The following is a 15,752-nucleotide window of genomic DNA, read 5'->3' as shown; positions in this document are numbered from 1 at the left end:
GGGGTCCATGAGCGTCCCTGGAACACCTGCCCGGCCGCGCCGCCGGGAGCCGCCGTACAGTGGCGGGGGCGCGACACGTGCACGATGAAGGTTCTGAGGAGGCTGCCGTGGGTGAGCTGCGGTTCGTCCGACTGGGATTCGGCGAGCGGGCCGTCGAGTACCGGGAGGCATGGCAGGAGCAGCGACGGGTCCACGCGGCCCGGTTCACGGACGGGATTCCCGACACCTGTCTGCTGCTGGAACATCCGCCGGTGTATACGGCCGGACGGCGCACGGCCGACAGCGAGCGCCCGCTCGACGGCACTCCCGTCGTCGACGTGGACCGCGGCGGGAAGATCACCTGGCACGGTCCCGGCCAGCTCGTGGGCTATCCGATCCTCAAACTGCCGCGTCCCGTCGATGTGGTGGCCCATGTCCGCCGTCTCGAAGACGCGCTGATCCGTGCGGTCGCGGAGTTCGGCCTGGAGACCTCCCGCGTCGAGGGACGCAGCGGGGTGTGGGTGCTCGGCGATCCGGTGCACGAGCGTCCCGCGCCCGGCGGTCTGTCGCTGGACTTCGATCCGCGGCCGGCGGACGAGGAGTTCGACCCGCGGCTGAACGGTCCCGAGTACGCGCCGTCCAACGCCGGCCAGCGCCGGGAGGACCGGAAGCTGGCGGCGATCGGCATCCGGGTCGCCAAGGGCGTGACCATGCACGGCTTCGCGCTCAACGTGAACCCCGACAACACCTGGTTCGACCGGATCGTGCCGTGCGGGATCCGGGACGCGGGCGTCACCTCGCTCGCGAACGAACTGGGCCGGGACATCACCATCGCGGAGGTCCTTCCCGTGGTGGAGAAACATCTGCGGGACGTGCTGGAGGGCGCGGAGCTCAAGCCGCGCGAGATCGAGCGCGCGAGCGCGTAGGTCCTGTCCGGCCATGGCCCGCGCGACCCACGCACGGCCCCCGCGCAGCCGCCGCACGGCTGCTGCGCGCACACAGCCACCGCGGCTGCGGCCGTACCGGTTCCGGCGCGGTCGGCCGGTGCGCGGCGCATGGGAATGCGCCCCTCTGGCCATGGGTTGTCCTGACGTAATGCCACGCAAATATCGGGCGTAACCTGGTGTTCGCCGAAGAATCGAATGCCGCGCCAGCAGAGAGAGGTGCCGGACGTGTCCGCTGTCGCACCCGACGGACGCAAGATGCTGCGTCTGGAGGTCCGGAACAGCCAGACCCCCATCGAGCGCAAGCCCGAGTGGATCAAGACCCGGGCGAAAATGGGACCCGAGTACCAGCAGCTCCAGAAGCTCGTGAAGGGCGAAGGACTGCACACGGTCTGCCAGGAGGCGGGCTGTCCGAACATCTTCGAATGCTGGGAGGACCGCGAGGCCACCTTCCTCATCGGCGGCGACCAGTGCACGCGGCGCTGTGACTTCTGCCAGATCGACACGGGCAAGCCGGCCGACCTCGACCGCGACGAACCGCGCCGGGTGGGCGAGTCCGTCGTCACCATGGATCTGAACTACGCCACGATCACCGGTGTCGCCCGCGACGACCTGGCCGACGGCGGTGCCTGGCTGTACGCGGAGACGGTGCGCCAGATCCACACGCTGACGGCGCGGCGCGAGGCGGGCGGCACGAAGGTCGAGCTGCTGATCCCCGACTTCAACGCGGTGCCCGAGCAGCTCGCCGAGGTCTTCTCGTCCCGCCCCGAGGTGCTCGCGCACAACGTCGAGACCGTGCCGCGCATCTTCAAGCGCATCAGGCCCGGCTTCCGGTACGAGCGTTCGCTGGAGGTGATCACGCGCGCCCGGGAGGCGGGTCTGGTCACCAAGTCCAATCTGATCCTGGGCATGGGCGAGGAGCGCGCGGAGGTCAGCGAGGCGCTGCGGCATCTGCACGAGGCGGGCTGCGAGCTGATCACGATCACGCAGTATCTGCGGCCCTCCGTACGGCACCACCCGGTCGAGCGCTGGGTGAAGCCGCACGAGTTCGTGGAGCTGAAGGAGGAGGCCGAGGAGATCGGCTTCTCCGGTGTGATGTCGGGGCCGCTGGTGCGGTCCTCGTACCGCGCGGGCCGGCTGTACCAGCAGGCGATCGAGCGGCGCGGCGAGGCGGTCACGGGCGCTCCGGTCACGGTCACGGGCACGGCGGCGGCCGGAGCCGCGGCGGGCGTCCGGGCGGTGTGAGCCGGGGGCTGTGCCGGAGGCGGGCGGTGTGAGCCGGGGCCTGACGGTGTGAGCCGGGGCCGGGCGGTGCGCGGGAGCGCCCTCGTGGTGGAGGTCGCCGTGGACGTCGCGTGGGCATCGCGGTGCCGGGGGCCAAGTGGCGTACGCGCGACCTCGATCGGCTCTTCGCGCGGACCCGTGTGAATCCGAGCACAAGCGGCTCCCGGGCGGCCCCGCGTGATCGCGGAGCCGACCACGCAGCGGCCGGGCCCGACCGTGCCGCGGCCCGTGCGCTCCCCGCAGGTCGGGGGCCGCGTACGGGCCGCGGCGGCGTTTTCCGGCCGTCCACGGCCCCCGTGTCCGGGCCGTATCCGGCTCATACCTGGCGCGTACCCGGGTTTCATTCGCGTTTGACCGGTCGGTCACGCCCTGGTAACACCAGTGAGTGACTCTGGTTCTACGCACCGCGCACGCTCGTGCACACCGCACCAGACCCGCTCGTGAGGGGATCGACATCATGCAGGACGCGCCGGTTCGACCCGTCACCGAAGTGCCGGTACGACCCGTCACCAAGGCGACGTCCGCCACGCCCCGTACCACCGCGGTGCGGCCCTCCGTGACCGGCGCGCTGCGCGCCGTCGAGTCCCTGCTCCTGAGCGGCGGCCAGCGCACGGCCCGTCGCAACGCCTGGACGGCCGTCCTGGAGGACCGCCGCAGGGCCAAGGACCGGGTCGAGGCGCAGCACGTAATGGAGGCCGTGTCGAAGGCCACTTCCCGCGCCACGTAAACTCTGGGCATGGCGAGGAAGGAAAACGCAGACACTGCTGCGAACCCGGGGCGACTGAAGCAGATCGCTCTTACCTACAAGATGACCCGACGGGCCGACTCAAAGGTCGGTCTTGTCGTCGCTGGTGTGGGAATCGTCACCTTCGGTGTCTTCCTCGCGATCGGCTTCTTGATCGGCCATCCCGTCTATCTGGGGATCCTGGGCTTCATCCTGGCCTTCCTCGCGATGGCGATCATCTTCGGCCGACGGGCGGAGAGGGCGGCCTTCGGGCAGATGGAGGGCCAGCCGGGCGCGGCGGCGGCGGTCCTGGAGAACGTGGGCCGGGGCTGGACGACCACACCGGCGGTGGCGATGAACCGCAACCAGGACGTCGTCCACCGGGCCGTCGGCAAGGCGGGCATCGTGCTGGTGGGCGAGGGCAACCCGAACCGGGTGAAGACGCTGCTCGCGGCCGAGAAGAAGCGGATGGCGCGCATCGTGGTGGACGTGCCGGTGCACGACATCATCGTCGGCGACGGCGAGGGCCAGGTGTCGCTGAAGAAGCTGCGCACGGCCATGCTGAAGCTGCCGCGGGTGCTCGCGGGCCCGCAGGTGACCGCGGCCAACGACCGGCTGCGGGCGATGGGCGACCTGATGAGCAATATGCCGCTGCCGAAGGGGCCGATGCCGAAGGGCATGAGGATGCCACGAGGCGGAAAGACGCGCTGAGGCGGGCGGCACGGCGGCGGTACGGACGGGCGGGTGCGGGACGGTCGACAGACGCACGCGCGGGACGACGGACCGACGCGAGACGGACGGACGAGAGGGCGGCCCCGGGAGAACCGGGCCGCCCTCTCACACGTGTCGCCGCCCACACGTATCGCCGCCCCCGCTGACGTATCGCGCGCCTCTCAGGCGTAATCGCGCCACAGGCGTATCGCGTCCCCGTGGTACGTATCGCGTCTCCGTCGTACCGCGCGCCGCGCGGACGTGCCTGGACGCGCGCCCGGCGGACCTGTCACTCGCCTCACTCACCCCGCCCGCGGAGGGTGCGCGGAGGGTGCCTGGACGTTCCTCTCGGGGAACGGCTCAGATCCGCACCCCGACGGTCAGATCCGCACCTGTACGGAGCGGGAGAGCCGGTCGTGCAGCCCGCGCCCGTCGCGGTCCCAGATGAGGGCCGGGATGGCGAGGCACAGCAGGACGCTGCGGATGAGCACGCGGCCGAGGCCGAGCCGGTCGCCGTTCTCGGCGACGACACGCAGACGGAAGAGCCGCTTGCCGGGGGTGAAGCCGACCGTACCGACGGTGAGCACGCTCAGGACGAGCAGGACGCCGAGGGCCCAGTTGCCGGCTGCCTGCCAGTCACGGCCGGCGAGCAACCCGTATGCGATCAGCAGGCAGAGCGCCCAGTCGACGAAGAGGGCGCCGAAGCGGCGTCCGATCGGGGCCACCGAGCCCGGTCCGTGCTCCGGAAGACCCAGTCGCTCGCCTCGGTGACCGAAGTCGACGCCCATGTCCTCGGCGGCCGTACGGGGGCCGGAGAGCCACGATCCGATTGCTTGCCTGTTGTCCACCCGACCACGGTACTGCGAGGCCGCGGGGGCTCCTGGAGAGGGGGTGCGGGAGCGCCGTACGCCCCGGCGCGCACCCGGGCTGGTTAACTTCGGCGAAACAAATGGGTCATGCTTGAGAAATCCCGGAAACCTATGGTCGGGTCCAGCGTGTGCCACCGCACTGGCCGCACGACCGAGCGACAACCCCCGCCCCTCCTCGGGACGGGAGGAGGAGGAGCTGGATGTTCCAGAACGCCGACGAGGCCAAGAAATTCATCGCGGACGAGGAAGTCAAGTTCGTCGACGTCCGCTTCTGCGACCTGCCTGGCGTGATGCAGCACTTCACGATCCCGGCGAAGTCGTTCGACCCGGCGGAAGAGCTGGCCTTCGACGGCTCGTCCATCCGTGGCTTCCAGGCCATCCACGAGTCGGACATGGCGCTGCGTGCCGACCTGTCGACCGCCCGTGTCGACTCGTTCCGCCGCGACAAGACGCTGAACATCAACTTCTTCATCCACGACCCGATCACGGGCGAGCAGTACAGCCGCGACCCGCGCAACATCGCCAAGAAGGCGGAGGCCTATCTCGCCTCCACCGGCATCGCGGACACCGCGTACTTCGGCCCGGAGGCCGAGTTCTACGTCTTCGACAGCGTGCGTTTCAACACCACCGCGAACGAGGGCTTCTACCACATCGACTCCGAGGCCGGCGCCTGGAACACCGGAGCGGTCGAGGACAACCGCGGCTACAAGGTCCGCTACAAGGGCGGCTACTTCCCGGCTCCGCCGGTCGACCACTTCGCCGACCTGCGCGCCGAGATCTCCCTGGAGCTGGAGGCGTCCGGCATCCAGGTCGAGCGCCAGCACCACGAGGTGGGCACCGCCGGCCAGGCGGAGATCAACTACAAGTTCAACACGCTGCTCGCCGCCGCCGACGACCTGATGCTCTTCAAGTACATCGTGAAGAACGTCGCCTGGCGCAACGGCAAGACCGCGACCTTCATGCCCAAGCCGATCTTCGGTGACAACGGCTCCGGTATGCATGTCCACCAGTCGCTGTGGCAGGGCGGCACCCCGCTCTTCTACGACGAGCAGGGCTACGCGGGCCTCTCGGACACCGCCCGCTACTACATCGGCGGCATCCTCAAGCACGCTCCGTCGCTGCTGGCGTTCACCAACCCGACGGTGAACTCGTACCACCGCCTGGTCCCCGGCTTCGAGGCCCCGGTCAACCTGGTCTACTCGCAGCGCAACCGCTCCGCGGCCATGCGCATCCCGATCACGGGCTCCAACCCGAAGGCCAAGCGCGTCGAATTCCGCGCCCCGGACCCGTCCTCGAACCCGTACCTGGCCTTCTCGGCCCTCCTCCTCGCGGGCCTCGACGGCATCAAGAACAAGATCGAGCCGGCCGAGCCGATCGACAAGGACCTCTACGAACTGGCCCCCGAGGAACACGCGGGCGTCCCCCAGGTCCCCACCTCCCTCCCGGCCGTCCTCGAAGCCCTGGAAACGGACAACGAATACCTCCAGGCCGGCGGCGTCTTCACCTCGGACCTCATCGAGACCTGGATCGACTACAAGCGCACCAAGGAAATCGCCCCCATCCAACTCCGCCCGCACCCGCACGAGTTCGAGCTGTACTTCGACATCTAGGCCGAAGGTACCGCTGACCTGCGGCAAGGCCTTCTAGGCTGCTGCCCGGGGTACAACGGGGGCACTCCCCCAAGATGTTCCGCGACGCAAGGCCGTCGACCGCCGCCGACAGGGCGCGGCCGACGGCCTTCTTCGTGCGCTCCTCGCTGGCGGGCATCAGATGCGTGTACGTGCGCAGCGTGAAGCCCGAGTCTGAGTGGCCGAGATACTCGGAGAGTGCCTTGACGCTCTCGCCCGCGTCGAGCAGCACGCTCGCGTAGTGGTGGCGGAAGGCGTGCATGCCGTAGCTACGAGCTTCGCCGTACTTCTCGCCCTCGGGCTTCGCCTCGATGACGCCTGCCTTGGCAAGGGCGGGCTTCCAGACGTAAGTGTTGAAGTAGTTGCGGTTGACTGCCTTGGTCTCGCGCGAGGTGAAGAGTAGATCAACGGTGACCGGCTTCCCGTCTGGCACGGCCCACGGCAGCGTGACCGTGACGGCGCGGGCGGGCCGGGCCGCCAAATGCGCGGCAACTGCCTCACCGATCTTTGACGGCAAAGGCACGTCGCGTTCCTTCTGGCCCTTGGGCAGCGCGAAGACGAGCCGCTTGCTCACGTGCTTGACCTGACGGCGGACGTGCACGACTCCCCGAAGGAAGTCGATGTCCCCCACCGCGAGGCCGAAGATCTCGCCCTGCCGCAGCCCGCACCCCGCGCCGATGACCGCCATGCAGGCGTACGCGTCCGGAAGGGCGCCGACGACCGACAGCACGCGTTCCGAGGACCACGGCTGCACCCGGGGCCGGTTCTCCTTCGGGAGGCGTATTGAGCCCGCGCGACAGGGGTTGCGGGCGATGAGGCCGTCGTCCACAGCCGCTCCCAGCATGCCGGAAAGGTTCGCGAAAATGACCTTCACGTAGCTGGCGGCCAGCTTGTCCTTCTCCAACCGGCTGACCCATGCCTGGAGCATGGACGGTCGCAGCGCACGGAGTTGGTGGCTGCCGAGGTGCGGGAGAACGTGCAGGCGTATGCGCAACTCGGCCGCACCGCGCAGGCGAGGAGATCCGGCAGGCCCTCGACCGGCGCGGCCCGGAGGCGGGCCGCAGCAACGCCCTCGACCGGCTCGGTCTCGCGGAGGTCTACTTCCTCGGCGGCGACCTGACCGCCGGGTGCCAGGAGACTCACGCCGCGCTGGATGTCGCCGAGCGGGTGCAGTCCGGACGCGTACGGGAGGGCATGGCGTGGCTCTACTCGTACACCGTCGGACATGGCGCGTCCCGCCCGGTCCGGGAAGCCCGGGCCAGACTCCGCGAACAACTCGCCGACTGATGAAGCCGCTTGAGAAAGAGGAAGAAGCCACAGTGACGACTCTTGCCGTAACGGGCCACATGGATCTCACGGACGCATCGGTCCCCTTGGTCCGCGACACGCTGCGAGACCTGCTCGCCGGATACAGCGGCCCGGATCTGGTCGGGGTCTCCTGCATCGCCGCCGGATCGGACAGCCTCTTCGCCGAAGCCGTACTCGCGGCCGGCGGCCGTCTCGTAGCGGTGATCCCCTCCCAGGACTACCGCCAGACAAAGGTCAAGCCCCAGCACGCTCCCCTCTTCGACAAGCTCATTGAGGCCGCCGATGAAGTGCTGATCATGCCCTTCGAAACGGCCGGCCGAGAGGCATACGAAGCAGCCAACCGCGTACTCCTGGACCGCGCCGACCGCCTGGTCGCCGTCTGGAACGGCCAACCCCCAGGCGGCAAGGGCGGCGGCACAGCCGACGTGGTCCTAGACGCCCGCACCGCAGACATCCCAGTCAACGTGGTGTGGCCGGAGGGCGCCGAGCGCATCGGGGCCTAGGACGCTGTTTCACGTGGAGGGCGTCTGAGTTCAGTTCGACCGTAGACTCGGACGATGGACACCGCATCAGTCATCGCGCTCATCGCACTTTTGATCTCGGTTCCCTCTGCTCTCGTCACCTTTCGGTACAGCCACAAGCAAACCGAAGCAGCCGCGAGAGCAAACGCTCTCACTGAGCGAGCACAACGTGAACAGGCAGAGCCATACGTCATCGCCGACATCCGGCCGAGAGTACCCGGGTCATCGCTACTAGTTTTCATCATCGAAAACATCGGGCCGACTCTCGCCCGCGATGTCCAACTGTCCGTCGACCCTCCTCTGCGGACAACTCTCGGTGCGGAGAGAGAGGCAATTCTCAACCAAGCGGTTACCAGGAAGATCGCTGCGCTGCCCCCTGGTCGGCGACTTCCTTTCGTCATGGACGTTGGCCACAAAGTGTTCTCTTCAGACCTTCCGCTCCTCTACACGGTCAAGGTCGAGGCCGCCGGACCCTTCGGCGTCATGGAGCCGCTGACCTACGTTATTGACCTTGAGATTCTGAGAAATACCGGGTTGGACACTGAGTCTTTGGAATGGAGCACCCACATTCTTGCCGAGCAATCGAAGAAGTCGGCCAGATCTCAAGAGCAGCAGGCAGACGCTCTCAGGAGCCTCACAAGGCATGTCATCGAGACATCTGCGCGGGCCCACGAGGAAGAGACTCCAACGGTCAATTAAGGGAGTCGGTGTCAACACCACGCCACGGCCATCCCAATACACTTGTCTTCCCAACGCCGCTACCTTGGCCTATAGGTCCGCATCGTGAAGCTGGGGCTCAGATGGGAGAGGGAGCCAGGCAAGGGCTTTGTGCCTGGCAGTCCCCAAGGGTGGGAATGCCTCCCGCAGGGTTCACCCCTTGGGCGGGGCGTCGCTCCGCATACAGAAACCCCATGTATGCCGCCCAGCGGACCCATCGGCGCCATGTCAAGGCGCCGTGCGGGGTCCGTACCCCACCTGCCCGACCATGCTCAGAGCGTCAGTACGCCCACTGCGGCCACTGCGGCCACGATCCAATGTCTCCTCAGTAGCCCGAGTGCACCGGAGCCCTCTGATCCAGACGCTTCCATCCCTTACATCTGAGCTTCATGGATCCGCCCTCACAGGTCCTCGCTTGAGGCATCGGGATCGTACAGAGCTTCCGCAGGGCCCGAGCCGGGGGCACACGCAGGGCACACCGGGGTCAAAAACGCCCCGTACCCGCGCAAGGTCACAAGTGGTGAAACGGCAGGTCAGCGGCCAGACGGACGTAAGACCGCAGGTCAGCGGCGGGCGGGTGGCACTTCTTCGACATCTAAAGAGCAGGGTCGGGCAACCTGGGCCGAAGCTCTGGAACCCAGCTGTGACCTGGGAAAATCATTCTCAGTAGTTCTCACTGTCGCCGTTGACCTTCCGCCTCCGTGTGCACCGAGTGCGCACCGCCTGACTCACCCTCTGACTTAGTGTCAGAAGTGCCGCGAGGGCCGCTACTCCACAATCGGGGTAGCGGCCCTCGCTGGCACCCCCAAGCCCTGTATGTCGGCAGCCCATTTTGTGTCTTGCCGTCCGCCAGAAACGCCCTCGCAACCTCGCTCGCCTGCGGACTCATTTACCGGCGAGGCCTCAACCGACGGGTACCGTGATCGCGTCATGCATTCCAAGCAAGCATTGCCTTGCCGAATTAGGACATCGAAGGCTTTCGAAGAGCGCTTTATTGATCAAAAATAATCACTTTTGATCAAAGGCGGAGGTTCGAGTTTCGGTGACCTTAGGATCAGAAGATGACCATCGCTATTGCAGAGCCAGAGGAGCCGGAGGGAAACCTTGTCTGGCGAATCGTCAAGGTAACTCCTGAACTTGCCGACACTTTCCTGTCCCGAGCTTCGGTCAATAGACGCCTGAACATGGGGCACGTCAAAGCCCTGACGGAAACCATTCTCCGTGGCGAATGGAAGTTGACTCATCAGGGAATCGCTTTCGACAAGACCGGCGCGCTTCTCGACGGCCAGCATCGCCTCCAGGCGATTATTGAGGCCAACACACCCGTAGAAATGATCGTTTTCGAGGGGCTACCAAAAGACGTTTTCCCGGTTCTCGACACCGGGAAGCGTCGAAGTGCAGCGGATACGTTGTTGTCGACCGGCGCGAAGTACCTGCCCCTGCTTTCCTCCACCATCCGTCACGTGATTCTCTTCAAGACGATGCCGAACGAACCCTGGAGCGGAGCGCGGGCTCATGTATCTAACGACCAAATTCTGGCCGCATACAACGAAGATAGAGATGGGTACGGGGAGGCAGTGACCATTGGTCGTGAGCTTTCCAAGCATCTTTTCGCGAGTCCGACGGCGGCGGCAGTGGGGTATTTCGTGACCCATGAGGTGGCGCCTGCCGCGAATATCGAAGAGTGGACTTCTGGTCTCAAGTCAGGTGCGAGTCTGGATCCTGGCGATGCGAGGCTCGCTCTGCGAGAGGTACCGAAGGACACACAGAGGCGGGGTTCTAAGCGCAGGATCGACATGCGGGACCAGGTGGCAATCTATATCAAGGCATGGAACGCCTGGATGGAGCCGGAGAGAGCCGACGAATTGCGTCTTCGACGCTTGAGGAAGGGGGAGAAAATGCCGATGCCAGTCGAGGTGAAATTCAATCGCTAGGAACGCGTTGAAAGTTTCAGGAGAGGTTGCTGCGAGCAATTATTTTACCGACCTCTCCCAACACGACTACCTCCCGACTCAGGGACTTGGCGAGCCGCTCGACAAAATCGCGCGGAATCGGCCGCGAGGACCCACCTGAGCACTGCGCTACGATGACTACAGTCTCACCCTCCCAGGAGGAACGGACGGCCTCCCAGCCGATTTTTGCGAATGAGGCAGCAATGAACTTCTCTTCGCTGATCCGGCGAACTTCCCGAGACGGCCTCCTGGATGACCCATCCACCCGTAGCGCATATCTCTCCATCTCTGCCATGCGGTGATCGAGCTGTCGAGCAATGAGAAGGATCTCCTCCGTCATGTCGGCTTCGGATCGCTGCACTGTGTGCGAGAGGTTGTTATCCCTCGACGAAATTTCACTGATGCTTTTCATTTTACTCTCAAACTCCGGCCAACTTCTTCGGAAGGCGCGTTCCAATCTTTCACGCGGGATTGCCAAGCCGCCCGAGGCGTCATTGATGTCGGAAAGAAGCTTCTGTACATCGTCTTTACTATCCCCGATGATGGCTTGGAACTGACTGATAGGACTGACGAGGTCGGTAGTCTTCATGCCGATCAAGAACGGAACGACATAGCCATCCTCGACCTGTTTAGCAAGGGCTCCGGCCTCAAAGTTGATCCAGTTGGAAGCTTGATTTTCCCGGGTTATACAGATGATTCCAAAATTCGTCTTGGAAAGCTCGTCGGTTATCTCTCGAACCCCTCGCCTCCCTGCGGAAATATCCAGGCTGGAGAGCCAAGGGTTGATGTATTGAAGGACGTCCGGCAACCAGGACCACAGGGCTTCAGCGGTCTTCTTAGAGCGCTCTCCGGACCAGCTCAGAAATACTTTGATAGCATTCTCCTTCTATTTTGATCAGCGCACCGATTGATCAAATCCGGCCTGACCGGGCTCACGTGCCGCCGTGAGCAGAAGTTCCTGTTCCGCCTTCAGTGATCCGTACGACTCACGGACGTAGGACAGGAACCTACTTCCCGGATGGCGAATCAAGGTGGATTTGCTTGGGCCAGCACCTTCCCAGTTCGCCAAAAGGGCATCGTAGGTCGCTGCGTGCGCACAGAAATCCAGGACCACGGGTGGCATTTCCCCTCCGATGATCAGGTCACCCCGAGCGGTGATGATCTCTCGTATCTTCTGGGCCGTCGGGGCGAACACCGTTTCCACCCACATGCGCCACCGCGCCTCCTCCAGTTCCGGCAGTGGAATCTCGGCCGGGCCTACGCCAATAGGCAGAATGTAGCACCTGTAGTACTCACTCCACGCCTTCTCGTTCGTTTCCGTGAGAACGAGAAGTGGGCCGTAGAGGTCTTTTAACTGACTGCTCACCCGGTCGATTCGCGCTTCTCTCAGAGATCTGCGAGTCTCTCCCTGGTGGTTCAACCAGTAGGCCGTGATGGCAATCAGCATGCCGGCGCAGGCCGTTACCATTGCTGCAATCATCGGAATCTCCATGGCTCCGCTTCTGTAGCATTGAAGCATGGCGCAGGAGGATCTCGCCACCTTGCGAACAGTTATACTCTCTTCTTTTAAAAGGACCGTCGTGAAGTATCGGTCGATAATATTTTCGACTCGTACTGTGATGGCCTGCTTGCGGCGGCACCAGCAGGTGAGTGTGCAGCCCAGTGAGACGAAGGCGTCGTGGGGGTCGAGACGGCGTTCCCAGTCGGCCTTGCGGCGGCCGACCGGTGACGGGCCCGTCGCGCCGCACCTTTTTGCGCGCACCTGGGAGACGTCCACGCAAGCGCGGCCAGTCCAGTTCGGCAGTCACGTTCAGCCGCGACAGGAGTATGCGGTGCAGCTACTCGAACACACCCGCGTCCTGCCAACGTTCCGGGCGTCGCCAGTGGGTCTGGCAGGAACCGAAGCCCACCTTCAGAACCGCCGCAGCCAAGGAATCCCAGTGTGGAGCACGAACAGAACTCCCCGCAGACACAGATGGTCCGGCACCGGCCGAGGCCCGGGCGACCGCTCCAGGCACGACGGCAGCAACAGCTTGACCACCGCCCATACTTCGTCGTCCACGATCCACGACTACACGCTCACATCAACGTGCACGGCTCCATCGCCAAACCGGTAACGGCCGAGCACCACCACATCACGAGATCGTGTTGGGAGCTCCACGCGAAGGTCGTCGACGGGGGTGGCGAGACAAGGGCCAGCCCCTGACGACTTTCGAAGACCGAAGACGGGCCTAGATCCTGGTAGATGATGAGTCGCAGGAACTGCGCGTCATCCTGCAGGGCATCGGGGTGCGTCGTGCAGCTCGTGCAGCCGTTGCACGAGTCCGCTACAGATGTAGGACGCTCCCGCGAGGCCTTACCCGGCAATCGCGAGGTTCCCGGAATCGTTACAGGTCGGCCTCGCCCGCGGGTATCTGCTCCCGGGTAATCAGGGAGAAGCACCGAGGCGATGCTCGGCTTCGTCCTCGACTCCTCGCCGGAGCGTATGTCGGCCAGCATCGTGCGTCGGCTCAACACTCTGGCCCGGCAGTTGAGCGGGCCGCAGTACGGTGGAGCCGCGCTGGCTGCATACTTGCGTGAACGACTCCAGCACACGGCCGTCCTCGCGGCCTTGCCCGCCGCCCGTCCTTCGGAGCCGCCGACGTGACCGAACTGTCCGCCGCCCACGACGCCGCCGTCACCGACCGGGGCCGCCTCGCCGGGAGCGCCTACAGCAGCGACCGGGACCTGGCCGCCCGCCAGTCGCTCTATCAGTGGCAGACACCTCGTCACGACCTGCCCGGCATCGTCGCCGAGCAGTTGAGCGGTGTGCGCGAGGGTGGACGCGTGGTCGACGCCGGCTGCGGCAACGGCACGTTCCTCCGGCGACTCCGTAAGGACCGGCCCGATCTGGCCCTGCTCGGCCTGGACATCGCCCCCGGCATCCTCGCCGGCGTCCCCGGCCCGGTCGCCGTGGCCGACGCCACCCGCCTGCCGCTGGCCGCCGGGAGCGTCGACGCCGCCCTGGTCATGCACATGCTCTACCACGTCCCCGACATTCCCCAGGCGGTCAGGGAACTGTCCCGCGTCGTCGCCCGTGACGGACTGGTGATCGCCTCCACCAACAGCGACCGCGACAAGGCCGAACTCGACGACCTGTGGCAACGGGCCGCAGGCGACGTCCTTGGCACCGAAAACGGCCCTGCCCGCATCTCGCTCAGCGCCCGCTTCTCCCTGGAGAAGGCCCCGGCCTTTCTCGGCGAGGAGTTCGGGCGGGTGGAGACGAGGGAACTGCCCGGCACCATCACGGTCCACGATCCCGAGCCGGTCATCGCGTATCTGGCCTCCTACCGGGCATGGGCCGACCAGCACGACGTACCCTTCGACGCGACCGTCGAGCGGGCCCGCGTCCTCCTCGGCGACCACATCGCCCGGCACGGAATGTTCGAGATCACCTGCAAGGGCGGCATTCTCGTCTGCCGTCGGTGAGCCGTCGTAACCACTGTCGACGTCGGCTCCGCTCCTCGGGCCTCGTGTTGGCCGGTCGCTACGGATGGGCCTTCTCGGTGTGGTGGTCGGTCACGGCAGGATCTCCACGTACCCGTCGGTTCCGTGCACACGGATCCGCTGCCCGTCCCGGATCAGCCGGGTGGCCCGCTCCACGCCCACGACGGCCGGCAAGCCGTACTCACGGGCGATCACCGCGCCATGGGTCATCAAGCCGCCCACCTCCGTCACCAGGCCCGCGATTCCGACGAACAGTGGCGACCAGCTGGGGTCCGTGTGGGGCGTCACCAGGATGTCGCCCGCCTCAAGTTCGGCCTCCGCCATGTCAAGGATGACGCGGGCCCTTCCCTCGATGGTCCCGGCGGACACCGGGACGCCGATCAGGGCGCCGGGTGGCACGTCGTCGCGCCGGTACGCCCCGGTGACGGCCTCGCCGTCCGACGTGAGGACCCGGGGCGGCGTGAGCGCGTGGTACGACCGGAACGCCTCCTTGCGCTGCTGGATGAGCTGATCATCGACCTGGTTCGAGCGCACGACGTGGTGGAACTCCTGGAACGTGAGGTAGAAGACGTCCTCCTTCTCAGAAAGCACGCGGGCCCGCACGAGGCGCTCGGCCTCCTCCAGCAGGGCCTGCTTGTAGACGAAGGAGCGGCTGACGATGGCGTACTTCGGGTACTCCCGGTACCCGATGAAGGTGCGGACCCGGTCGATCATGCGCTTGGCCTCGTCGGCTTTCCGGTCCCCGTCCGGCAGGGCCCGCAAGCGTGACAGCACGTCCCGTTCCTTCTCCCGCGCCTTCTGCCGGCCTTCCTCGAAGCGCCGCTCCGCGGCGCCCGGTCGGAAGTTCCTGACGTTGTCGAGGATCACGGGCACGAGCGTGGTGGGGCGCTCGCGCCAACGCGGCCTCGTGATGTCGATCTCGCCGACGCAGCGCATGCCGTACCGGTCGAGGTAGGCCTCCATCGCTGCGCGCGCCTCGGGCCCGCCCGCGAGCTTCACCAACTCGTCCAGGAAGCCCTCGTCCTCGACACCCCGCAGGAACGCCACCACCTCCGGATACGGGCGGATCACATCCGCGACGTCGAGCAGCGCCAGTCCCATCTCCGACGTGATGTTGTCGGGGGCGGACAGCGTGAGCGTGTCAGCCGCGTTCTTCTCGCCCAGCCACTCGCGCAGCGTGTCGTTGAGCCACCACGTGGCCTCCATCCCCGCCATGATCGCTTGAATGCTCAGCGGATCGCCGAGCACCCGCTTGTGCTCCTCGAACGCCTCCATGAGGAACTCGAACAGCGCCAATCCGGTCTTCGTCCGGATGTCGCGCTTCAGGGCGGCGATGGACGTCTGGCTGCGCGCGATCAGCTCGGTGACGACGGCCGGATCGGTCTCGATCGGGGCGGTCTCGCCCCGGGCCGTCTCGCCCCGGGCGGACGCACCGCCGGCCGGTGGCCCGCCGGGACCCGCGTCGGGGAGCAACGGGACGAAATCGTCGCGGTCGAGGACGGTCTCCAGGGCGTCCCTGATCAGCGGATCGCCTCTCCCCATGACGTTCAGCAGGCCGGCACGGCCGGCGGGCGAGGCCAGGCGCCGGGTGACGTCGACGAACAGCCTCCCGCCGGCCTCATGCATCGG

The 15,752-nt window shown here is 66.1% G+C and carries 15 protein-coding genes; 10 read left to right on the top strand and 5 right to left on the bottom strand.

Annotated elements, in window-relative coordinates; genetic code table 11:
- The first annotated feature begins 107 nt into the window (after positions 1 to 107).
- The 4 genes from lipB to BFF77_RS02940 all read left to right on the top strand — a co-directional run bounded on the left by lipB (position 108) and on the right by BFF77_RS02940 (position 3,642).
- The gene (lipB, locus tag BFF77_RS02955) at positions 108 to 905 is read left to right on the top strand and encodes a lipoyl(octanoyl) transferase LipB (RefSeq protein ID WP_066943489.1); all 798 of its coding nucleotides are present in this window, start codon (positions 108 to 110) and stop codon (positions 903 to 905) included.
- 246 nt (positions 906 to 1,151) lie between these two features.
- Entirely contained in the window at positions 1,152 to 2,168 is a 1,017-nt protein-coding gene (locus BFF77_RS02950; protein ID WP_066943507.1) for a lipoyl synthase, read from the top strand.
- 496 nt (positions 2,169 to 2,664) lie between these two features.
- Positions 2,665 to 2,934: an SCO2195 family GlnR-regulated protein gene (locus BFF77_RS02945; protein WP_066943487.1), complete on the top strand. Its 270-nt coding sequence runs from the start codon at positions 2,665 to 2,667 to the stop codon at positions 2,932 to 2,934.
- A gap of 9 nt (positions 2,935 to 2,943) precedes the next feature.
- Positions 2,944 to 3,642: a DUF4191 domain-containing protein gene (locus BFF77_RS02940; protein WP_066943485.1), complete on the top strand. Its 699-nt coding sequence runs from the start codon at positions 2,944 to 2,946 to the stop codon at positions 3,640 to 3,642.
- A 380-nt stretch (positions 3,643 to 4,022) separates the two neighbouring features.
- Here the strand turns inward: BFF77_RS02940 and BFF77_RS02935 are convergent, their stop codons facing one another.
- The gene (locus BFF77_RS02935) at positions 4,023 to 4,490 is read right to left on the bottom strand and encodes an RDD family protein (RefSeq protein WP_066943481.1); all 468 of its coding nucleotides are present in this window, start codon (positions 4,488 to 4,490) and stop codon (positions 4,023 to 4,025) included.
- 221 nt (positions 4,491 to 4,711) lie between these two features.
- On the opposite strand from BFF77_RS02935, the gene glnA reads away from it, so the two are divergent.
- A complete protein-coding gene (glnA, locus tag BFF77_RS02930) occupies positions 4,712 to 6,121 on the top strand; it encodes a type I glutamate--ammonia ligase (protein ID WP_066943479.1) in 1,410 nt (469 codons plus the stop codon).
- Here the strand turns inward: glnA and BFF77_RS32765 are convergent.
- Positions 6,024 to 7,067, bottom strand: coding sequence for a tyrosine-type recombinase/integrase (locus tag BFF77_RS32765; RefSeq protein WP_079124789.1), 1,044 nt, complete (start codon positions 7,065 to 7,067; stop codon positions 6,024 to 6,026). The genes glnA and BFF77_RS32765 overlap by 98 nt on opposite strands.
- Here BFF77_RS32765 and BFF77_RS35060 point away from each other — a divergent pair.
- From BFF77_RS35060 to BFF77_RS35050, 4 genes are all read left to right on the top strand, one after another.
- The gene (locus BFF77_RS35060) at positions 7,055 to 7,426 is read left to right on the top strand and encodes a hypothetical protein (protein ID WP_141698347.1); all 372 of its coding nucleotides are present in this window, start codon (positions 7,055 to 7,057) and stop codon (positions 7,424 to 7,426) included. The genes BFF77_RS32765 and BFF77_RS35060 overlap by 13 nt on opposite strands.
- A 32-nt stretch (positions 7,427 to 7,458) precedes the next feature.
- Entirely contained in the window at positions 7,459 to 7,950 is a 492-nt protein-coding gene (locus BFF77_RS02915) for a hypothetical protein (protein WP_066943473.1), read from the top strand.
- A gap of 54 nt (positions 7,951 to 8,004) precedes the next feature.
- A complete protein-coding gene (locus BFF77_RS35055; RefSeq protein WP_141698346.1) occupies positions 8,005 to 8,667 on the top strand; it encodes a hypothetical protein in 663 nt (220 codons plus the stop codon).
- Between the two features lie 1,079 nt (positions 8,668 to 9,746).
- Complete coding sequence (locus tag BFF77_RS35050) at positions 9,747 to 10,619, top strand: ParB N-terminal domain-containing protein (RefSeq protein WP_141698345.1); 873 nt, start codon at positions 9,747 to 9,749, stop codon at positions 10,617 to 10,619.
- A 16-nt stretch (positions 10,620 to 10,635) separates the two neighbouring features.
- Here the strand turns inward: BFF77_RS35050 and BFF77_RS32760 are convergent, their stop codons facing one another.
- Together BFF77_RS32760 and BFF77_RS02905 are read right to left on the bottom strand one after the other, a co-directional pair.
- Complete coding sequence (locus tag BFF77_RS32760) at positions 10,636 to 11,499, bottom strand: toll/interleukin-1 receptor domain-containing protein (protein WP_281196223.1); 864 nt, start codon at positions 11,497 to 11,499, stop codon at positions 10,636 to 10,638.
- 33 nt (positions 11,500 to 11,532) lie between these two features.
- Positions 11,533 to 12,414 (bottom strand): hypothetical protein, encoded by an 882-nt coding sequence (locus BFF77_RS02905; RefSeq protein WP_141698344.1) that lies wholly within the window; start codon positions 12,412 to 12,414, stop codon positions 11,533 to 11,535.
- Between the two features lie 866 nt (positions 12,415 to 13,280).
- On the opposite strand from BFF77_RS02905, the gene BFF77_RS02890 reads away from it, so the two are divergent.
- Positions 13,281 to 14,105, top strand: a complete 825-nt coding sequence (locus tag BFF77_RS02890; protein ID WP_066943463.1) for a class I SAM-dependent methyltransferase — start codon at positions 13,281 to 13,283, stop codon at positions 14,103 to 14,105.
- 90 nt (positions 14,106 to 14,195) lie between these two features.
- Here BFF77_RS02890 and BFF77_RS02885 read toward each other — a convergent pair.
- The coding region (locus BFF77_RS02885) for a phosphoenolpyruvate synthase (RefSeq protein ID WP_141698343.1) at positions 14,196 to 15,752 on the bottom strand (1,557 nt) is incomplete at its 5' end.

It is taken from the genome of Streptomyces lushanensis, assembly GCF_001700515.1.
GTDB lineage: Bacteria > Actinomycetota > Actinomycetes > Streptomycetales > Streptomycetaceae > Streptomyces > Streptomyces lushanensis.
Note: the sequence above shows the minus strand (reverse complement) of the source record. Positions and strands in the feature narration are given on the sequence as shown.

What these genes read in the sequence shown, in the direction of transcription:
- BFF77_RS02945 (WP_066943487.1), top strand. Translation starts at nt 2,665, where the DNA reads ATGCAGGACGCGCCGGTTCGACCCGTCACCGAAGTGCCGGTACGACCC.
- BFF77_RS02940 (WP_066943485.1), top strand. Translation starts at nt 2,944, where the DNA reads ATGGCGAGGAAGGAAAACGCAGACACTGCTGCGAACCCGGGGCGACTG.
- glnA (WP_066943479.1), top strand. Translation starts at nt 4,712, where the DNA reads ATGTTCCAGAACGCCGACGAGGCCAAGAAATTCATCGCGGACGAGGAA.
- BFF77_RS35060 (WP_141698347.1), top strand. Translation starts at nt 7,055, where the DNA reads ATGCCTGGAGCATGGACGGTCGCAGCGCACGGAGTTGGTGGCTGCCGA.
- BFF77_RS32765 (WP_079124789.1), bottom strand. Translation starts at nt 7,067, where the DNA reads ATGCTCCAGGCATGGGTCAGCCGGTTGGAGAAGGACAAGCTGGCCGCC.
- BFF77_RS35055 (WP_141698346.1), top strand. Translation starts at nt 8,005, where the DNA reads ATGGACACCGCATCAGTCATCGCGCTCATCGCACTTTTGATCTCGGTT.
- BFF77_RS35050 (WP_141698345.1), top strand. Translation starts at nt 9,747, where the DNA reads ATGACCATCGCTATTGCAGAGCCAGAGGAGCCGGAGGGAAACCTTGTC.